This is a genomic window from Sulfitobacter sp. EE-36, assembly GCF_000152605.1.
Taxonomy (GTDB): Bacteria; Pseudomonadota; Alphaproteobacteria; order Rhodobacterales; family Rhodobacteraceae; genus Sulfitobacter; species Sulfitobacter pontiacus.
In genome coordinates, this window is sequence record NZ_CH959310.1 from 2,215,322 (window position 1) to 2,233,609 (window position 18,288).

17 protein-coding genes, 1 tRNA gene and 1 riboswitch are annotated in these 18,288 nt (G+C 62.2%); of the genes, 5 read left to right on the plus strand and 13 right to left on the minus strand.

The window, feature by feature from the left end; all coding sequences use genetic code 11:
- Positions 1-186: 186 nt before the first annotated feature.
- Together lon and EE36_RS13290 are read left to right on the plus strand one after the other, a co-directional pair.
- Entirely contained in the window at positions 187-2,598 is a 2,412-nt protein-coding gene (gene lon, locus EE36_RS13285) for an endopeptidase La (protein WP_005853049.1), read from the plus strand.
- Between the two features lie 160 nt (positions 2,599-2,758).
- Positions 2,759-3,124: an HU family DNA-binding protein gene (locus tag EE36_RS13290; RefSeq protein ID WP_005853054.1), complete on the plus strand. Its 366-nt coding sequence runs from the start codon at positions 2,759-2,761 to the stop codon at positions 3,122-3,124.
- 201 nt (positions 3,125-3,325) lie between these two features.
- Here the strand turns inward: EE36_RS13290 and EE36_RS13295 are convergent.
- Positions 3,326-3,401, minus strand: a tRNA-Val gene (locus tag EE36_RS13295).
- A gap of 370 nt (positions 3,402-3,771) precedes the next feature.
- Here EE36_RS13295 and EE36_RS13300 point away from each other — a divergent pair.
- Positions 3,772-4,581 carry a crotonase/enoyl-CoA hydratase family protein gene (locus tag EE36_RS13300; RefSeq protein WP_005853055.1) on the plus strand — a complete coding sequence of 270 codons (810 nt, stop codon included), beginning with the start codon at positions 3,772-3,774 and terminating at the stop codon, positions 4,579-4,581.
- A gap of 12 nt (positions 4,582-4,593) precedes the next feature.
- Here the strand turns inward: EE36_RS13300 and EE36_RS13305 are convergent, their stop codons facing one another.
- The 10 genes from EE36_RS13305 to thiD are packed head-to-tail and all read right to left on the minus strand — an operon-like array spanning position 4,594 to position 12,039.
- Positions 4,594-5,367, minus strand: a complete 774-nt coding sequence (locus EE36_RS13305; RefSeq protein ID WP_005853057.1) for an ABC transporter permease — start codon at positions 5,365-5,367, stop codon at positions 4,594-4,596.
- The gene (locus tag EE36_RS13310; protein ID WP_005853059.1) at positions 5,364-6,089 is read right to left on the minus strand and encodes an ABC transporter ATP-binding protein; all 726 of its coding nucleotides are present in this window, start codon (positions 6,087-6,089) and stop codon (positions 5,364-5,366) included. The genes EE36_RS13305 and EE36_RS13310 overlap by 4 nt, the downstream gene beginning before the upstream one ends.
- Positions 6,086-6,769: a thiaminase II gene (tenA, locus tag EE36_RS13315; protein WP_005853061.1), complete on the minus strand. Its 684-nt coding sequence runs from the start codon at positions 6,767-6,769 to the stop codon at positions 6,086-6,088. The genes EE36_RS13310 and tenA overlap by 4 nt, the downstream gene beginning before the upstream one ends.
- A complete protein-coding gene (locus tag EE36_RS13320) occupies positions 6,766-7,704 on the minus strand; it encodes an ABC transporter substrate-binding protein (protein ID WP_005853063.1) in 939 nt (312 codons plus the stop codon). Before EE36_RS13320 ends, tenA begins: the two co-directional genes overlap by 4 nt.
- Entirely contained in the window at positions 7,691-8,713 is a 1,023-nt protein-coding gene (locus tag EE36_RS13325) for a ThiF family adenylyltransferase (protein WP_005853069.1), read from the minus strand. Before EE36_RS13325 ends, EE36_RS13320 begins: the two co-directional genes overlap by 14 nt.
- Complete coding sequence (locus EE36_RS13330) at positions 8,692-9,288, minus strand: thiamine phosphate synthase (RefSeq protein WP_005853071.1); 597 nt, start codon at positions 9,286-9,288, stop codon at positions 8,692-8,694. The genes EE36_RS13325 and EE36_RS13330 overlap by 22 nt, the downstream gene beginning before the upstream one ends.
- Positions 9,285-10,058 carry a thiazole synthase gene (locus EE36_RS13335; RefSeq protein WP_005853073.1) on the minus strand — a complete coding sequence of 258 codons (774 nt, stop codon included), beginning with the start codon at positions 10,056-10,058 and terminating at the stop codon, positions 9,285-9,287. The genes EE36_RS13330 and EE36_RS13335 overlap by 4 nt, the downstream gene beginning before the upstream one ends.
- A 1-nt stretch (position 10,059) precedes the next feature.
- Entirely contained in the window at positions 10,060-10,257 is a 198-nt protein-coding gene (gene thiS, locus EE36_RS13340) for a sulfur carrier protein ThiS (protein ID WP_005853074.1), read from the minus strand.
- Positions 10,241-11,236, minus strand: coding sequence for an FAD-dependent oxidoreductase (locus EE36_RS13345; RefSeq protein ID WP_005853076.1), 996 nt, complete (start codon positions 11,234-11,236; stop codon positions 10,241-10,243). The genes thiS and EE36_RS13345 overlap by 17 nt, the downstream gene beginning before the upstream one ends.
- Entirely contained in the window at positions 11,233-12,039 is an 807-nt protein-coding gene (thiD, locus tag EE36_RS13350) for a bifunctional hydroxymethylpyrimidine kinase/phosphomethylpyrimidine kinase (protein ID WP_005853078.1), read from the minus strand. The genes EE36_RS13345 and thiD overlap by 4 nt, the downstream gene beginning before the upstream one ends.
- Before the next feature lie 67 nt (positions 12,040-12,106).
- Positions 12,107-12,207, minus strand: a riboswitch (TPP riboswitch).
- Positions 12,208-12,767: 560 nt separating this feature from the next.
- Between thiD and EE36_RS13355 the strand changes: the two genes are divergently transcribed.
- Both EE36_RS13355 and EE36_RS13360 read left to right on the plus strand, forming a co-directional pair.
- Complete coding sequence (locus EE36_RS13355) at positions 12,768-13,958, plus strand: TAXI family TRAP transporter solute-binding subunit (RefSeq protein WP_005853082.1); 1,191 nt, start codon at positions 12,768-12,770, stop codon at positions 13,956-13,958.
- A gap of 101 nt (positions 13,959-14,059) precedes the next feature.
- The gene (locus EE36_RS13360; RefSeq protein WP_005853084.1) at positions 14,060-15,997 is read left to right on the plus strand and encodes a TRAP transporter fused permease subunit; all 1,938 of its coding nucleotides are present in this window, start codon (positions 14,060-14,062) and stop codon (positions 15,995-15,997) included.
- A gap of 36 nt (positions 15,998-16,033) precedes the next feature.
- Here the strand turns inward: EE36_RS13360 and arsJ are convergent, their stop codons facing one another.
- Both arsJ and EE36_RS13370 read right to left on the minus strand, forming a co-directional pair.
- Positions 16,034-17,287: an organoarsenical effux MFS transporter ArsJ gene (gene arsJ / locus EE36_RS13365; protein WP_005853086.1), complete on the minus strand. Its 1,254-nt coding sequence runs from the start codon at positions 17,285-17,287 to the stop codon at positions 16,034-16,036.
- Complete coding sequence (locus tag EE36_RS13370; protein WP_005853087.1) at positions 17,284-18,282, minus strand: ArsJ-associated glyceraldehyde-3-phosphate dehydrogenase; 999 nt, start codon at positions 18,280-18,282, stop codon at positions 17,284-17,286. Before EE36_RS13370 ends, arsJ begins: the two co-directional genes overlap by 4 nt.
- Positions 18,283-18,288: the final 6 nt, after the last annotated feature.

The window sequence follows — 18,288 nt, forward strand, 5'->3', positions numbered from 1 at the left end:
GTCCGCCGGTGGCGGTTCATTCTAGGGCGACCCTTACGCCAGATGGCCCGCATACGAACGGATCACAGCATCATGGGGATTGAAACAGGCGGGTAGGGTCCCCAGATATCCTACTCAGAACAGGAGATGAACGAACGGTCGCCTAAGATAGGGGCCAGTGTCATCTTGCAGTATAAGGAAAAGAGCATGTTAGAGCCTCTGAACGCGTCCTACCCGGTATTGCCTTTGCGCGATATTGTGGTGTTCCCCCACATGATTGTACCGCTTTTCGTGGGCCGCGATAAATCTGTTCGCGCCCTTGAAGAAGTCATGGCCGATGACAAGCAGATACTGCTGTCGAGCCAGATTGACCCCGGCGTGGATGACCCCGATTCCGATGGTATTTTCAACACCGGCGTCCTGGCGAATGTGTTGCAACTGCTGAAGCTGCCCGACGGCACCGTGAAGGTGTTGGTCGAGGGGCAGGCGCGGGTGCGCATCACGGAATACCTTGAAAACGATAGCTTCTTTGAAGCCTCTGCCGAATATCTGACGGAAGAGCCCGGTGACGAGACCACAACTCAGGCGCTGCTGAAGTCCGTCGCCGAAGAATTTGAGCGTTATTCCAAGGTCAAGAAGAACGTTCCCGAAGAAGCGCTGTCGGCGGTGACCGAAGCGTCCGAGCCTGCACGTCTGGCCGATCTGGTCGCCGGGCATCTCGGCATCGAGGTCGAGCAGAAACAAGACCTGCTTGAAACCCTGTCCGTCTCCGAGCGGCTGGAGAAAGTATACGGGCTGATGCAGGGCGAAATGTCCGTTCTGCAGGTCGAGAAAAAGATCAAGACCCGCGTCAAATCCCAGATGGAGAAGACGCAGCGCGAGTACTATCTGAATGAGCAGATGAAGGCCATTCAGAACGAGCTTGGCGATGGTGAGGACGGCAAGAATGAAGTCGCCGAGCTTGAAGCCCGCATCGCGGACACCAAGCTGAGCAAAGAGGCCAAGGAAAAGGTCGACGCCGAGCTGAAGAAGCTCAAGAACATGTCGCCGATGTCTGCCGAGGCCACCGTGGTCCGCAACTACCTCGACTGGATCCTGTCGATCCCGTGGGGCGTGAAGTCGCGCACCAAAAAAGACCTCGCCAAGGCACAGCAGGTGCTGGATGATGATCACTATGGCCTTGAAAAGGTTAAAGAACGCATCGTCGAATATCTTGCCGTGCAACAACGCTCCAGCAAGCTGAAAGGCCCGATCATGTGCCTTGTCGGCCCTCCCGGTGTGGGTAAAACCTCGCTTGGGAAGTCTGTTGCCAAGGCGACGGGGCGCGAATTTATTCGCATCTCGCTGGGGGGCGTGCGTGACGAATCCGAGATCCGCGGTCACCGCCGGACCTACATCGGCTCCATGCCCGGCAAGATCATTCAGGCGCTGAAAAAGGCGAAAACCACGAACCCGCTTATCTTGCTCGACGAAATCGACAAGATGGGTCAGGATTTCCGTGGCGACCCTGCGTCGGCCATGCTCGAGGTGCTTGATCCGGAACAGAACGGCACATTCGTCGACCACTACTTGGAAGTGGAATACGATCTGTCGAATGTCATGTTCCTGACCACGTCGAACAGCTATAACATGCCCGGGCCTTTGCTTGACCGGATGGAGATTATCCCCCTGTCGGGCTATACCGAGGATGAGAAGCGCGAGATCGCGAAACAGCACCTTGTGGCCAAGCAGGTCAAGAACCACGGTCTGAAGGCAAAGGAATTTGCCATTGAAGACAGTGCGTTGACCAGCATGATCCGCTACTACACCCGCGAGGCCGGCGTGCGGAACCTTGAGCGCGAGATCGCCAAGGTTGCGCGGAAATCGCTGACCAAGATCGTCAAGAAGGAAGCCGACGAGATTACTGTAACGGGCGACAACATCGAGGATTTCCTCGGCGTGAAAAAGCACCGCTACGGCTTGGCAGAGCTTGAGGATCAGATCGGTGTCGTAACCGGATTGGCCTATACTTCGGTTGGGGGCGAATTGTTGCAGATCGAAGCCCTGCGCCTGCCGGGTAAAGGTCGGATGAAAACCACCGGTAAGCTTGGCGATGTGATGAAGGAATCCATCGACGCGGCCAGCAGCTATGTGCGGTCGATCAGCCCCAAGATCGGGGTGAAGCCGCCCAAGTTCGACACGCTGGATATCCACGTCCACGTGCCCGATGGTGCGACACCGAAAGATGGCCCCTCTGCCGGTCTGGCGATGGTGACATCGATCGTGTCGGTACTGACCCAGATCCCCGTGCGCCGCGATATCGCGATGACGGGGGAGGTGTCCTTGCGCGGGAATGCGATGCCAATCGGCGGCTTGAAAGAAAAGCTGTTGGCGGCGCTGCGTGGTGGGATCACAACGGTTCTCATCCCGACCGAGAACGAAAAGGACCTGCCGGATATCCCAGACAACGTGAAAGAAGGGTTGACCATCATTCCCGTCAAACACGTGTCCGAGGTGCTGAAACATGCGCTGGTTCGCGAGCCCGAAGCGATCGAATGGGATCAGGAGGCAGAAGATGCCGCCGCAGCAGCCGCACTGGCCCGTCGCAACGCTGCAGGGGATAGCGCCACAGCGCATTAAGCGGCGATCAAACCGACATCAGGCCGCCCTTCGGGGCGGCCTTTTTCGTGCGCGCATCCCCGATTTTCGCGCAGGGCTGTGTCATCCCCAAGCACCGCTGGATTTCCCCCGGTGGCCCCGCTAGGGTTTGGTGAAACCTCCCCAACGGACGAGACGTCAAATGGCCACGCCCAAGAAAACCACCACGCCTAAACCAGCCGCACCCGACACCGCCGCAGCACACGCCGTGGTCGAAGCACCGCGCCCTGTGATCCTCGGCCCCGTGATGCGCAAGAAAGAGCTGATTGACACAGTTGTCGAAAGGTCGGGCGTGAAAAAGCGCGATGCGAAACCGGTTGTTGATGCCATGCTCGCCGTATTGGGCGAAGCACTGTCGGACAGTCGCGAGCTGAACTTGCTGCCGTTCGGCAAGCTGAAAGTGATCAACGAGAAAGAGCTGAAAAACGGCAAGATGATCCGCGTCAAAGTGCGGCAGGTGACACAGGGGCAGGGCGGCGGCGATACCGCTGATCAACCCGACGACTGAGGGCGAAAATCGCTTAAAATCTCCGGCGCAAAGTTACGACGCCCGCAGCAGCCCTTCACCTTGGTGAGGGGCTTTGTCGTATCAAGGTCTTTGCCTTGCTGATGCCACAAGCCGCGCAGGCAATCCCTTGACATCAAACGCATAAAACCCTGTCGCCGTCGGCGCAGGTTGCGTTGGTAGAACTGAATTTTGGTGGTGGAATGGTGGGTCGTGAGAGGCTCGAACTCCCGACATCTTCGGTGTAAACGAAGCGCTCTACCAACTGAGCTAACGACCCGGTAGCGCTCTACTACCCCAAGGTTCAGCCGGGGTTCAACCCCATTTTTGCCGCCCCGGTGATTATTTTCGATTTTTTTCTGACGACGCCCCGGATTGGCGTGGATTCACTCGGTAACATTGCGTTTTCAAACGGTTTTGCCACCTCTGGCAGATTGCGACGGGGCGAATCCTCGCGCCTCCGTTGCCCTTGGGGAAGTCACCGCGCTGAAATCGGCGGATGACCGATAGACGGGCTGTGTTTGGCGCGCTACTCAATGCACAGTCACGTAAAAGGTGGGAGAGCCTTTTGCATATATTCAGCAAGCCCTTGCAGCAGCAAGGCACCGGGGCCGACCACAATTGCCGGCCCCAAAGGAGGAGGAATTCATATGGCCGTTCAGATTGATCCGACCAGCTACCGTAACCTGGACATCAAGGCGCATGACGATGGCGTCTGGGTGGTGACCCTGAACCGTCCCACGAAACGGAATGCCTTGGACATCGACACGATCGAAGAGCTGGTCACCTTCTTTTCCGCCGCACCACGCGCTGGTGTGCGTGCGGTGGTACTGGCGGGCGCGGGGGAGCACTTTTGCGCCGGGCTTGATCTGATCGAGCACCATGACGAAGACCGCAGCCCCGCCGATTTCATGCACGTCTGTTTGCGGTGGCACGAGGCGTTCAATAAGATGGAATACGGCGGCGTGCCAGTGATTGCTGCATTGCAAGGGGCCGTTGTCGGCGGCGGGCTAGAGCTTGCCAGCTCTGCCCATGTGCGGGTGATGGACCAAAGCGCGTATTTCGCGCTTCCCGAAGGTCAGCGCGGGCTGTTCACCGGCGGGGGGGCTACCATCCGTGTGACCGATCTGGTCGGCAAGGCGCGGATGATCGACATGATGCTGACCGGGCGCGTCTATCAGGGGCAAGAGGCCGTCGATCTGGGCCTTGCGCAGTATATCGTCGAAGGGTCCAGCATGGACAAGGCGATGGAACTGGCGCGCAAGGCGGCGCAGAACCTGCCGCTGTCGAACTTTGCGATCTGTAGCGCGGTGAGCCATATGCAGAACATGTCGGCGATGGATGCCGCATATGCCGAAGCTGTGGTCGCTGGTGTGGTTAATACGCAGCCTGACGCGCGCGCCCGCCTTGCGGCCTTTGCCGATAAAAGCGGCGCGCGGGTGCGGCCCAACGCGGAATAAGAACCGAAAGGATCACGCGCGGGTGCTGCGCGTGATCCCGCTTTCGCTGCGCCCTTCGGCATAGCGGGTCAGGCGTTGCGCCAGCAGCCCGACGGAGAGATGCAACAGCACTGTCAAACAGGCGAGCATGATCAACGCGGCGAACATCAGGTCGATCTTGGCGCGGCCATTGGCCAGCAGCATCAGATAGCCCAGCCCCTTTGACGCGCCGACCCATTCGCCAATCACCGCGCCGATCGGCGCATAGACCGCCGCCAGCCGCAGCCCCGTCGCAAGGCTTGGCAGCGCGTGGGGGATTTGCACGTAGCGCATGAACCGCAACGGTCGCGTCCCCATCGATTGCGCCAGATCGCGGTAGCCATCAGGCACGCGGGTCAGCCCGTCGTGAAAGGCCGATGTCACCGGGAAATAGATGATCAACACCGCCATCACGATCTTGGACCCCATGCCATAGCCGAACCACAGCGTCAGCAATGGGGCCAGCGCGAAAACCGGCACGGCTTGGGTAAAGACCAGCAGCGGCAGCAGCAAACGCTCTGCCGTTTTGGACAGCGCCAGATGGATCGCGGTGACAGCCCCCAGGGCGGTGCCGATCAGCAGCCCCAGCAGCACTTCGACGGTGGTGACCCATGCGTTCTCGATCAGCGTCTCACGGGCGCGATAGGCCGCCTGCGCCACGCGCCACGGCGAGGGCAGGATATAGTGCGGCGCGTCGGTCAGCAGCACCGCGGCCTGCCAAAGACCAAGCCCCAGCAGGATCGCAAGCGGTATGTCGTATCGTCTCATGCAGGCATCCCCCGCAGATGGGACAGCAGGGCGCTTTGGCAGGCCCAAACCTCGGGCGCGGTGACGAAACGCGGCGCGGGAAGCGCGGGGACAGGCCAGCTTTGTACGCCCGTGGCAGAGAGGATCAGGATGTGGTCGGCCAGCCGCGCCGCCTCTGCCGGATCATGGGTGACCAGCAGCACGGTCCGCCCGTGCAACAGCTCTGCCGCGAGCTCTTGCATCGCGGCGCGGGTGCCCGCATCCAGCGCCGAGAACGGCTCGTCCAGAAAGACCACCGCGCGATCCTCCAGCAAGGTCCGCGCCAGCGCTGCCCGCTGCCGCATCCCGCCCGACAAGGCGGCGGGTTTCTTATGGGCGTGATCCTGCAGACCGACCCGTGCAAGCATGGCGGAGGCACGGTCCCTGTCAGGCGTGGTCCCGCGCAGCCGGTCGCCGATCATGATGTTTTCGATCACCGTAAGCCACGGTAACAGCAGGTCGGATTGCGCCATATAGCTGATCCGCCCCGCCAGTGGTTGCCCGTCAGAGGCGGTGATCGTGCCGTCAAACGCGCCGCCCGTCTCAAGCCCCAGCAGCAGCCGCAACACCGTGGATTTGCCCACCCCCGACGGGCCGAGCAAGCAGGTCCACGCCCCCGCGGCCAGGGTCATATCCACGTCAAACAGGGGGCGCGCGTCAATCCGGTGTTGTCCCGTCAGACGCAGCGCGGGCGGCGGGGTCATGGCAGGTCCAGCCCCATCTGCCAAAAGCCGACCTCTAGCCGTGTGGCCGTGGAAAAGCGGTTTTGCAGTGCCGCGCGACGGGGGGCGGTTTCAAGGTCACCGATCCGCCGCGCAACCGCCGCGTCGACCATCGCGCCCACCGTCTGGCACAGCGCCTGATAGTCGGGGTCGGCGTAGGTCTCGATCCACTCGGCATAGGGCGTGTCGGCGCTGCAGGTCTGGGCCAGGCGCTGCCCGATCTCCCCATAGCCCATGACGCAAGGCAGCAGGGCCGCCATCAGATCAAGGAAATCCCCCTGCATCCCGGCATCCAGCACATAGCGCGTATAGGCGAGGTTGGCGGGGGCTTCCGTCGCGGTGAAAAGCGCCGCTTCGTCGATACCCGCCGCAGCACAGGTGCGGATGTGCAGTGCCATCTCGTGATTGACCAGCGCATCTACCGTGGCAGCGCAGGTCTTCATCTCTTCCATCGTTTCCGATTTGACCACCGCCATCGACCAAGCGCGAGAGAAATGCACAAGGAAGACATAATCTTGGATCAGATAGTTCACAAAGCAACGGCGCGGCAGGCTGCCGTCGCGCAGCCCTTCGACAAAGGCATGGTGGGTATAGTCTTGCCACTCCTCCGCCGCAGCAGCGCGCCACATCGCGAAGCTTCGGCCATAGTCCGGCGCGGTCATCGGGCGGTCACATCAATGGCGATGGTCGACACGGGCGAGATGTCGGGGATCAGACCCGCGTCATGCAAGAACGTCTCGAATGTGGCGTAGCGTCCGGCATCCATCGCCGTGGGGCGCAGGGCGAAACGGGGCAGCGTGTCTTTCCACGCGCGGGCGTTCAGCTCGTCCTGCAGATCGGCAGAGGTGGCGGCGAAAACCTCCCAGCTTTCCTCGGGGTGGTTCACGATATATTGCGTCGCTTTCTCGGTCGCGGCCAGAAACCGCGCGATCATGTCCTTGTCCATCGTGTCGCGGTTGGCGACGTAGATCAGCTCGTCATAGGGCGGCAGGCCCTCTTCCTCGACGTAGAAACAGGTGCCATCGACGCCTTCGATATCCATCTGGTTCAGCTCGAAATTGCGGAAGGCCCCGATGACCGCATCCACCTGACCGGACATCAACGAAGGCGAAAGCGACCAGTTGACGTTTACCAGCTCCACATCATCCAGCGACAGCCCGTGATGGGTCAGGATCGCGCCAAGCACGGCCTCTTCGACACCGCCGACCGAGAATCCGACCTTTTTGCCCGCCAGATCCGCAGGAGAGGCGATGGGACCATCGGTCAGCGCCAGCAGGCAGTTCAGCGGCGTGGCCACCAGCGTGCCGACCCGTTGCAGGGGCAGACCTTCGTGGATTTGCAGGTGCAACTGCGGCTGATAGGAAATCGCAAGATCCGCCTTGCCTGCGGCGACCAGTTTCGGCGGGTCGGAGGGATCGGCGGGGGCGATGACCTCTACGCTCAGGTCCTGTTCGGCGAAGTATCCTTTTTCCTGCGCCACGATGATCGGCCCGTGGTCGGGGTTCACGAACCAGTCCAGCAGCAAGACCATTTCGTCCTGCGCCAGCGCCGGGCCAGAGGTCAGCGCCAGCGCGGCCAGAATGTTACGAAGTTTCATCGGTTTGTCCTTTCAACGGGGAAGGCTCGCCCACGGCGAGCAGGGTAATGGGGCCATGCCAGTAGCTGGCCAGATGGGTCGCCGCCTGCCACGCGCGCAGGCCCGAACGGCAGGCGATCACCGCGCGGGGCTGATATGTCGGGCGGGGAGCGTTGCGGAGGAAATCGGGTAGGGTGATGCGCTGCGCTGTAGGTGTCGCGGCTGTGGGGGCCTCATCCGGGCCGCGCAGATCGACGACCCAATCGCTTGCGCGGATCTGCGAGGGCGCGACAAAGCCGAAACCGTGGTCAGGCTCCGGCGCGGTATCAAAGCGGAAGCCGCCAAAACGATAGGAGGCAAGATCAAAGCTGATCAATTGCCCCAAAGGGGACGGCGACAGTCCAAGCAGGCAAGCCAGCGCCATCTGTGCTTGTGCGGCACCGATCGTGGCGACGACCGGCCCCATCACCCCCGCCGTGTCGCAGCTGGCCGCGCGGTCCGGCAGATCGGGGAACACCGCCCGCAGCGACGGCGCGCCGCCGCAGAACCCGCCGACATAGCCGCCAAACTCAAGGGCCGAGGCGCTGATCAAGGGCAGGCCCGCGTTCAGGCAATGATCCGACAGCACATAGCTCGCAGCGAAGCTGTCGGCGCAATCCAGCACGAGCGTCGCATCATGGCACAGCTTTGCCACGGTATCCGGCCCAAGGGTCACGGGGTGGGCCACCACGGTGCACGCGCTGTTGCGCGCACGCAGGGCGCGGGCGGCGGCGGTGACCTTGGGCGTGCCGATATCGGCTTCGGTAAAGAGCGTCTGGCGGTGCAGGTTCGACAGGGCCACGTCATCACCGTCCACCAGCGTGATATGCCCCACGCCGGCCCCTGCCAGCAGGGGCAGAACAGGCGCCGCCAGCCCGCCCGCGCCGACCACCACCACCCGTGCCGCCGCCAGCGCCTCTTGGCCCGATGGGCCGACCTGCGGCAGGATCATCTGGCGGACATAGCGGGTCATCGGGTTGCCCCCAGCCATGCGGTGACGCGATCCTCGGGCGAGGGGTTCAGGGTGATGTCGGTCACCGCCGCGACGCAATCGGCACCGGCGTCAAAGGCACCCGCCGCGCGGTCGACCGACATGCCACCGATGGCCACAAGCGGGGTCTGCCCCACCCGTTCACGCCAGTCGCGCAGACGGTCCAGCCCCTGCGCGTGCCACTTCATCTGCTTCAGGATCGTCGGGTAGATCGGGCCGAGGGCGATATAATCGGGGCGCAGGTCCAGGGCGCGGGTCAGTTCGACCTTGTCGTGGGTACTAATGCCCAGACGTGCGCCCGCATTGCGGATGGCGTTTAGGTCGGCGCTGTCCAAATCCTCTTGTCCCAGATGGATAAAATCACACCCTTCGTCGAGCGCGATACGCCAGTGATCGTTGATCACGAGGGTACAGTCATGCTTGGCGCAGAGCGCCTTGGCCTGCCGGATGTCGCGTCGCAGGGCAGGGGCGGGCATGTCCTTGATCCGCAGTTGCACCAGTTTGATGCCAAGGGGCACCAGCCGCTCCAACCAGGCGGCGCTGTCGAAGATCGGGTAGAAACGGTCCAGGGTCATTCCAGAAACGCCTTTCCGATCAGGGGGGTAGAGGGCGCGGCCATATCGCGGGGCGGCATCGGGTCCGCCTCGGCGGCAAGCTGTCCGGCGCGGATCGCGGTGGCAAAGGCCTCGGCCATGGCGGCGGGATCACCGGCTTTGGCGACAGCGGTGTTCAGCAGCACCGCGTCAAACCCCAGCTCCATCGCCTGTGCGGCGTGTGAGGGCAGGCCGATGCCCGCGTCGATCACCAGCGGCACATCAGGAAAATGCGCCCGCATGGCGCGCAGCCCGAAAAGGTTGTTCAGCCCCATCCCCGACCCGATGGGCGCGCCCCAGGGCATCAGCACCTCGCAGCCCGCCCGCAGCAATCTATCCGCGACTACAAGGTCTTCGGTGGTGTAGGGAAAAACCTGAAACCCGTCCTCGCTCAGGATGCGGGCGGCCTCGACCAGACCGAAGACATCGGGCTGCAACGTGTCCTCCTCGCCGATGACCTCGAGCTTGATCCAGCGTGTGTCGAACACCTCGCGGGCCATATGGGCGGTGGTGACGGCCTCTTTGACGCTGTGACATCCGGCGGTGTTGGGCAGTACATGGACGTCTAGCGCGCGGATCAGTTCCCAGAAGTCCTGACCGGCGCGATCCCGTCCGCTTTCGCGCCGCAGCGATACCGTCGCCACCGCCGCGCCGCTGCGCGCAAAGGCGTCTGACAGCACCTTGGGCGAGGGGTATTGCGCGGTGCCCAGCATCAGACCATTGGCAAGGGTTTCTCCGTAAAATGGGCGCATCTCAGCCTCCCTGCATGGGGGCGAGGACTTCGATGCTGTCGCCGGAGGACAGGGGGTGGCTGGCCCGCAGGCTGGCGGGGATAAAGCTGCCGTTGACGGCGGTAGCGACTTTCGCGCCGCCGAATCCTTCGGCCTCTAGCAGGGCGGCAAGCGTGGGCGCGTCGCTGTCGAGCGGGGCACCGTTAAGCTGTAGTTTCATGAAAAATCTCCGGTGTTTTGGCGTCAAGGATCAGGTCAGCCACCATGGTCGCCAGCGCGGGAGCGAGCAGGAAACCGTGGCGATACAGACCGTTGGCGCGGATCAGATTGCCCTGCCGTTCGATGCGCGGCAGGTTGTCGGGGAAGGCGGGGCGGCTGTCGACGCCGATCTCTAGGATCTCGGCCTCGCCAAAGGCGGGGGACAGTGCGTAGGCCGCGCTCAGCAGTTCAAGCACGGACCGCACGCTGGCATGGGCACCGGCGCGGCCTTCGACCATTGTGGCGCCGAGCATGTAGATCCCGTCACCGCGCGGCACGAGGTAGATCGGCACACGTGGGTGCAGCACGCGGATGGGGCGGGTAATCTCGATATCGGGGCAGGACAGCAGCGCCATTTCCCCCTTCACCCCGCGCAAATCAGGCAGATCGGCGCGCGCGTGATAACCGCGGCAATCAACGACGAGGCCGCCTTGCGCCAGCGCTTCGGGGGCGGCCTCGCCCTGTTCGAAACTGGCCCCATCGGCCACCAGCCCGCGCCACAGCTCTGCCAGCGCAATGCGGGGCGACAGGTGGGCCTCGGTCTGGAAATAGAGCCCTTTGGCAAAGCGGTCGCCCAAGTCGGGTTCAAGCGCCGCGATCTCTGCGCCGGTCAGGGTTTGGTGGCTTGTCGTGCGGCGGGCAAAGCGGGTCAGATCGCTGCTGTCCCGCGCCGGAGAGATCACAAGCGACCCGCGTCGGTGCAGCGATGTGGTGCGCTGCCCCCACCAATCCGCCGCCCTTTGGCCCAGCCGGATCACGGGTTCCTCGGCGCTTTCACCTTCGCAAAACGGGGCGAGCATGCCGCCAGCCCACCAAGAACACCCTTGCGGACCGGGCTGGCGGGCTCGGTCGATCAGATGCACGCGCATCCCGCGATCCAGCAAGACACGCGCGATACACAGCCCCGCGACGCCCGCGCCGATGATGGTGACCTGCGTCATGACCAGACCGCGTGGAAGTGATGCACCGGCCCGTGGCCCGTGCCGATATCAAGTTGATCGGCGGCGATGATGGCGCGGTGCAGATAGTCATGGGCGGCCTGTACCGCCGCGCCAAGGGGTTTGCCGTGGGCCAGCCCCGCAGCGATGGCCGCGGCGTAGGTGCATCCCGTCCCGTGGGTATTGCGCGTGTCGATGCGCGGCGCGCTGAGCCATGTGACACGCTCTGCGGTGACCAGTGCGTCGCTACAGATATTGCCCGCGCTATGGCCGCCCTTCATCAGCACCGCCTTCGGCCCCATCTTTAGCAACGCGCGGGCCTGCGTGACCATCTGGTCGGCGCTGTCAGCCTCGGGCTGGTTCAACAGGCGGGCGGCTTCGGGCAGGTTGGGGGTCAGCAGATCGGCGCGCGGCAGGATATCCGCGATCAGCGCTGCGACGGCGTCTTCTTGCAACAGCGCATCGCCGAATTTTGCGATCATCACCGGATCGACCACGATGGCCCCCCGAAACGCGGACAGCGCAGATGCCACCGCCTGAATAATCTGCGGAGAAAACAACATGCCCAGTTTGATCGACTGCACCGAAAGATCGGACAGCACCGCATTGATCTGGGCCGCGACGATGGGGGCGGGGATCTCGTGTACCGCGCTGACGCTGCGCGTGTTCTGCGCGGTCACGGCGGTGATCACGCTGGCGGCATAGACACCATTGGCCGACATCGCCTTGATATCGGCCTGAATGCCGGCACCACCGCCGCTGTCGGATCCGGCGATGGTCAGGGAAATGGGGGTCGTCTTGGTCACATGCTCGCCTTTCGGTGGTGGGCAAGCAGACGCAAGAATGAGCTTTGTGGCGTGGACCCAAGGCCGTTGCACAAAGATACCCGTTCCCTACGCCGGTATTGCCCGGATCAGGTTCGACGGGTCGGTGCACGCACCTCTCAGCCGCCTAGGGCACCCCGACGGATAGATGTTGGAACTGCGGCGCCCGTGGGGGCGTGCAGCGTCGTTGCTTTAGGCGTAGCCAAGTTCGGCAAACGGTGCAAGCCGCAAAATATTCAACCAAAGGTGGCGCAATTTTGGGCAAAACGGGCGCGGTTTGGACAGCCCTCCTGACGCTTGTCAGTCGAAACAACGCCTCGTAACCCAAAGCAACGTAACGTCACATTTCCCATATTCTGCGGTGTTAACCCTTTGGCATCAGCAAACTAGGGGTGATCGCGCAAAGACCCCGCGTGGCTGCGGTATCAAGTTCTGTTCTGCGGTATTGGCATCGAAATATCTTGCCCCTAGGCTGATTGACAGATTGAGTCGGATACCCTCGGGAGGAGGGGGCCGACACTCGGGAGGATGCGTTTTCTGGCCCGTTTTACGGGTCATTCCGGACGCGTCGCGACAAGCATTGGGAGGTGCTGCGTGACATCTGCAAAGATCACATCTGCGTCCTGCGCATGGGCATCCGTAGTTTTTGCGGTGCCTGTGATCCTGCGATCCCGAACAATCCAAAGATGTACAACAGGGAGAGAGACCACATGAAGAATATGACACGTTTTGCCAAGGCCGCTGTCGGGTCCTTTGCGGTATCCATGGCGCTTTCGGGCGTCGCGATGGCGCAGGAGTATGAGTGGCCGCGCATGCTCGTGATTGCCACGCCGGGCACGTCGACAGGCAGCTTTGCCTCGACCAACGGTTGGGGGCCTGCGTTGCAAAAAGAAACCGGCACCACCGTGCGGATCGTTCCCGAAGACAGCGAGCCCATGCGCTACAAACGTTTGACCGACCGCGAAGACATCGCGATCGCGTCGGTTTCCGCGTCGGAAATGGCGTTGCAAGCGGAAGGGGTCGGCGGCTATGCCTCGGCGAAACCCATGCCGCAGCGGATCTTGTGGCACCATAACGACACGCCTTGGGGCTTTGTTGTGGCTGGCGATTCCGATCTGCAAAGCCTTGAAGATATTGGCAAAGGCGGCGTGCGCGTCACCTCGGGGGTGTTCTCGCCCGCGATTGTCTCTGCGATCACACAGGCCCTGCCTGCCTTTATCGGCATGACGCCCGAAGAAGCACAGGAAAAGATCGAATTCGTCCCGGCCTCCAGCTACGGTGAAAACTGTCGTTCGGTTGTCGAGGGGAAGTCCGATGTGGCCTATTGCTCGCCGATCTCTTCCGTCCTGTCCGAAATGGAAGGCGCACCGGGCAGCATCCGCTGGCTGCCGATGGATCCCGCCAACAAAGAAGGCTGGGACGGCTACCTCAGCTACCGCCCCATGACGATCCCCTCGACCATCTCTATGGGGGTGAGCACCGCCAAAGGTGTCGAGTCCATGACGTCGAACTTCGTCTATGCCGTGCCGGTCACCGCAGAAGAAGATTTCGTCTATAACATGGCGAAGTGGATGAATGAATCCCACGACAACTACAAAGGATCGCACGCGCTGGCGACCCGCATGTCGCTGGAGCATTTCCGCAACTTCCTGGATGCCAACCCGATCCCTGTGCACGAAGGCACGGTGAAATACCTGCGTGAAATCGGGGCGTGGACCGAAGAAGACGATGCCTGGAACAACGAGGCCATCGAGAAGATGGACGCGTGGGTCGCGGCACGCAACGCCGGCATGAAAGAGGCGATGGAGCAGGGCGTCGAGATGAATTTCGAGAACCAGGAGTATCTCGACATTCTGGCCAAGCACACCGACGGGCTGGAGCCGTTCCGCTCGCGTCTGTAACGCCGCGCCGGACCGTCATCGACGGCATAAGACAGGGCGGAGCACAGCGTGCTCCGTCCTCCTAAGACACTGCCACAGCGCCCTTATTTTCAGGATCATCCATGTCAGCAACACAACACCCTCCGGCGGCTGAAACGGCTGTCGAACCCTCGTCCGAGACGACGCGACTGGGGGGATTATTCTCGTTCACCAGCATCGCTTTTGTGCTGCTGTGTACCTTTGGCCTCGGGATGGGGCTGGCCTATGTATTCGGCGTTCCCATCGGCGGGCGGCGTCTGATCGAGGGGCAGTATTACTGGGTCTTCATCGGCACCTTCCTTGCGGCGGCGTTCATCGCGCTGCCAGCGGTGAAATCGCACACCCATGTGCCGATCTATGACATCGTGGCGGCCGCCGCGGGCTTTGGCATCTGCATGTGGTTTTCCATGTATGCATGGGAGATCGTGCAGGCGGGTTGGACCAATTTTTACGCGGGCGTCGTGCTTTGGCTGCTGATGCTTGAAATCGCGCGCCGGTCGGGGGGCATCCCTTTCTTGCTCGTGGTGCTGGTGCTGGGGCTGTATCCGTTGGTGGCCGATTACTTCCCCGGTTTGCTGATGGGCATCCCCTATACGTTTGAACGCATGATCGAGGCGCATGTGTTCCGCACCGAAGGGTTGATGGGCATCACCACCAAGATCGTGGCCGAGATCGTGCTGGGCTTTCTGGTCTTTGCGGGTGTGCTAATCGCTACGGGGGCGGGGCAGTTCTTTATCGATCTGGCCAATGCGGGCTTTGGCAAGTACCGCGGCGGTCCAGCGAAAGTATCGATCGTGGCCAGCGCCTTTTTCGGGTCGCTGTCGGGGTCGATTTTCTCGAACATCGCGGGCACCGGGTCGATCACCATTCCGACCATGAAAAAGGTCGGCTACCCGCCCCATTACGCTGGCGCGATCGAGGCCTGTGCCTCGACCGGCGGGGTGGTGATGCCGCCGGTGATGGGGGCGATTGCCTTTGTCATGGCGATCACCATCGGTGTGGACTACGCGACCGTGATGGTGGCCGCTATCCTGCCGTCGGCGCTGTTCTACTTTGGTCTGATCCTGCAAGTCGACGCCTATGCCGCGCGCAAGGGGCTGGTGGGGATGAAACCCGAAAACCTGCCCTCGGCCCGCGAGGTCATGAAGCGCGGCTGGCCCTTCCTGCTGGTCATGATCTTTCTGGTCTGGGGCCTGCTGTATATGCGGTGGGAGTATTACGCCCCGTGGTACGCCAGTGCGCTGATGATCGCGTTGAGCTTCCTGCAACGCGAGACCATGATGACACCTGCGCGCATTTTTGAAACCCTGCGTCAGGTGGGTACGCTGGTCACACAGACCGCAGCGATCATCCTGCCGATCGCCTTTGTGGTCAGCGCCTTGACGATCACCGGTGTGACAGGGTCGATGACCTCGGGGCTGGTCGCTTTGGGCGGGGATAACGTCTATCTCGTGATCGCGCTTGGGGTTTTGGCCTGCTTTATCATGGGCATGGCGGGGCTTGCGATTGTGGCCTACATCTTCCTTGCGGTGACGCTGGCGCCCGCGATCATCGAAATCGGCGGGTTGAACACGGTCGCGGTGCACTTCTTCATCGTCTACTACGCGATGCTGTCGGTGATCACGCCTCCGGTAGGGGCTGCGGCGTTTCTGGCGGCGACGATTGCGGGGGCCAAGCCGATGCTGACCTCATTTACCGCGATGCGGTTGGGGGTGGTGATCTACTTTGTGCCGCTGTTCTTCCTGTTCCAGCCTGCGCTGGTGCTGCAGGGCGATCTGACGCCGCTGATCTATGTGCTGCCGTCGATCATCATCGGCATCACGCTGCTGTCCGGCGGGCTTGAGGGCTATCTGCTGGGCGTCGGTATGGTGCGGCCCTGGTTGCGTCTGCCTCTGGGGATCGCGGGCTTTGCCTTCAGCTTTCCGGGGCTGACGACGACGCTGATCGCGGGTGTCGCCTCGGCCGCGCTTGTCGCGGTGATCTGGCGTGACAACCGCAACGGCGTGGTTGCGGTCCCTTAAGATTGGGCGCGCGGGGACATCCCCGCGCGCCGCAGTTCATGACGTTTGCGAGGGGCGCAGCTGTGCCGTCCCCAAGGCGCTCAGCGCCAGCATTAGCGCCGCGGTGCCAAGGCACAGCGCCAGCCCCCCCAGTTGATAGGTGAAGCCTGACAAAAGCGTGCCTACCAACCGACCGGCCGCGTTGGACATATAGTAGAACCCCACATCCATCGTGACCCGCTTTGCATCCGTGAAGCTGAGGATCAGATAGGAATGAAGCGCCGAATTCACCGCGAAAATCGCCCCGAACACCAGCAAACCGATGACAATCGTGACTGTCAACGCGGGGGACGGGGCAGGCGTGATCCTGACCAGCGCGGCAAGCACGGCAGGCACGACGACCAGCGCAAGGTTCCAGTGTCGGGCCTGCGCGAGCGTGTCGCCCTCGGTCCGGCCTGTGGCCCGCAGTATCTTCGGGGCCCAGCCTTGCACGGCCCCATAAAGGATCGTCCACACCGCCATAAAGCTGCCGATCATAAAGAAAGCCTCCCGCTTGCTTTCGACGCTGCCATCGGAGAGCACGGCGTAGAAATAGATCGGGATGCCCACGACAAACCACACGTCGCGCGCCCCGAACAGAAACAACCGCGCGGCGCTGAGCCAGTTGATATTGCGGTTCTTGGACAGGACTTCGGTGAACTTGGCATCCTTGCGCCCCACGGGCAGGCCCGCGGGCATACCGATAATGACGCCGATCAGGATCACAAACAGGATCGCGGCCATCACCAGCGTCGACGGCACAAACCCCAGCAACGCCAGCATCCCCGCACCCAGCAGAAAGCCAGCGCCCTTGACCGCGTTCTTCGATCCGGTGAGCAGTGCGACCCAGCGGAACAGGCCGCCCCCCGCGGTGGGGGCCAGCAGCTTGACCGCGGATTTAGAGCTCATCTTGGCCAGATCCTTGGCTACGCCTGACAACCCTTGCACCAGCATGACAAAGACGACCGAGGCGGCGACGCTCCATGCCGGATCAAGCTGTGTTAGTGCCAGTAGCGCGACCACTTGCAACGACAGCCCGGCATAGAGCGTCGAGGTCAGCCCGAAGCGCGCCGCGATCCAGCCCGCCGACAGGTTGGTGACCACGCCCGCGATCTCGTAGAGCACAAACAGATAGGCCAACTGTACCGGAGAGAACCCGAGCGTGTGAAAATGCAGCAGCACCAGCATCCGCAGTGCGCCGTCGGTCAGCATAAAGGCCCAATAGGCGGCGGTGACAGTGATATAGGCGGTAAAACCGGCAGGGCGTGTCACAGCTTGCCGCCCACCATCAGCGCCACATCCACCAGACGGTACGCATAGCCCATTTCATTGTCATACCACGCATAGATTTTGACCTGTGTGCCATTCACCACCATCGTCGACGGCGCATCCACGATCCCGCTGCGGGTGTCATTGGTGTAATCCGACGACACAAGCGGGCGTTCCTCAAAGCCCAGAATGCCCTTTAGCGGCCCCTCGGCGGCGGTTTTGAACAGGGCGTTGACCTCTTCCACACTCGTCTCACGCTCCACCTCGAACACACAATCGGTGATCGACGCATTCAGCAGGGGCACCCGCACGGCGTGGCCGTTCAGCTTGCCGGTCAGCTCCGGATAGATCAGCGTGATCGCCGTGGCGGACCCCGTGGTAGTGGGGATCAGGTTGGTCAGCGCCGATCGGGCGCGGCGCATGTCCTTGGCGGGGCGGTCCACGATGGTTTGCGTGTTGGTCACGTCATGGATCGTGGTGATCGACCCGTGTTTGATCCCGATCCCTTCCAGCAGGACTTTGACGACGGGGGCAAGGCAGTTGGTGGTGCAGCTCGCCGCGGTGACGATGCTGTGCGTGGCTGGATCATAGGTGTCGTCGTTCACGCCATAGACGATATTCGCCGTCGGCCCGTCCTTGACGGGGGCAGAGACAACGACCTTTTTCACGCCCGCTTCGAAATAGGGGGCAAGCTTGGCTTCGGTCTTGAACGCACCGGTGCAGTCGATCACCACATCCACACCCTCCAGCGGCAGGTCTGTGATCGATTTGGTGCTGGTCACGGGGATACGCGTGCCGTCGATGGTGATCGCGTTATCCTCTGCGCTGAAGGTCGCAGGCCAGCGCCCGTGGACGGAATCAAACTCCAGCAGATGGGCGTGCATCTCGGGGTCGCCAACCGCGTCGTTGATAAAGGCGATCTTGGCCCCCTGTTCCAGCAAGGGCCGCAGGGCGAGTTTTCCGATGCGGCCAAGGCCGTTCAAAGCATAGGTTGTCATGGTGGT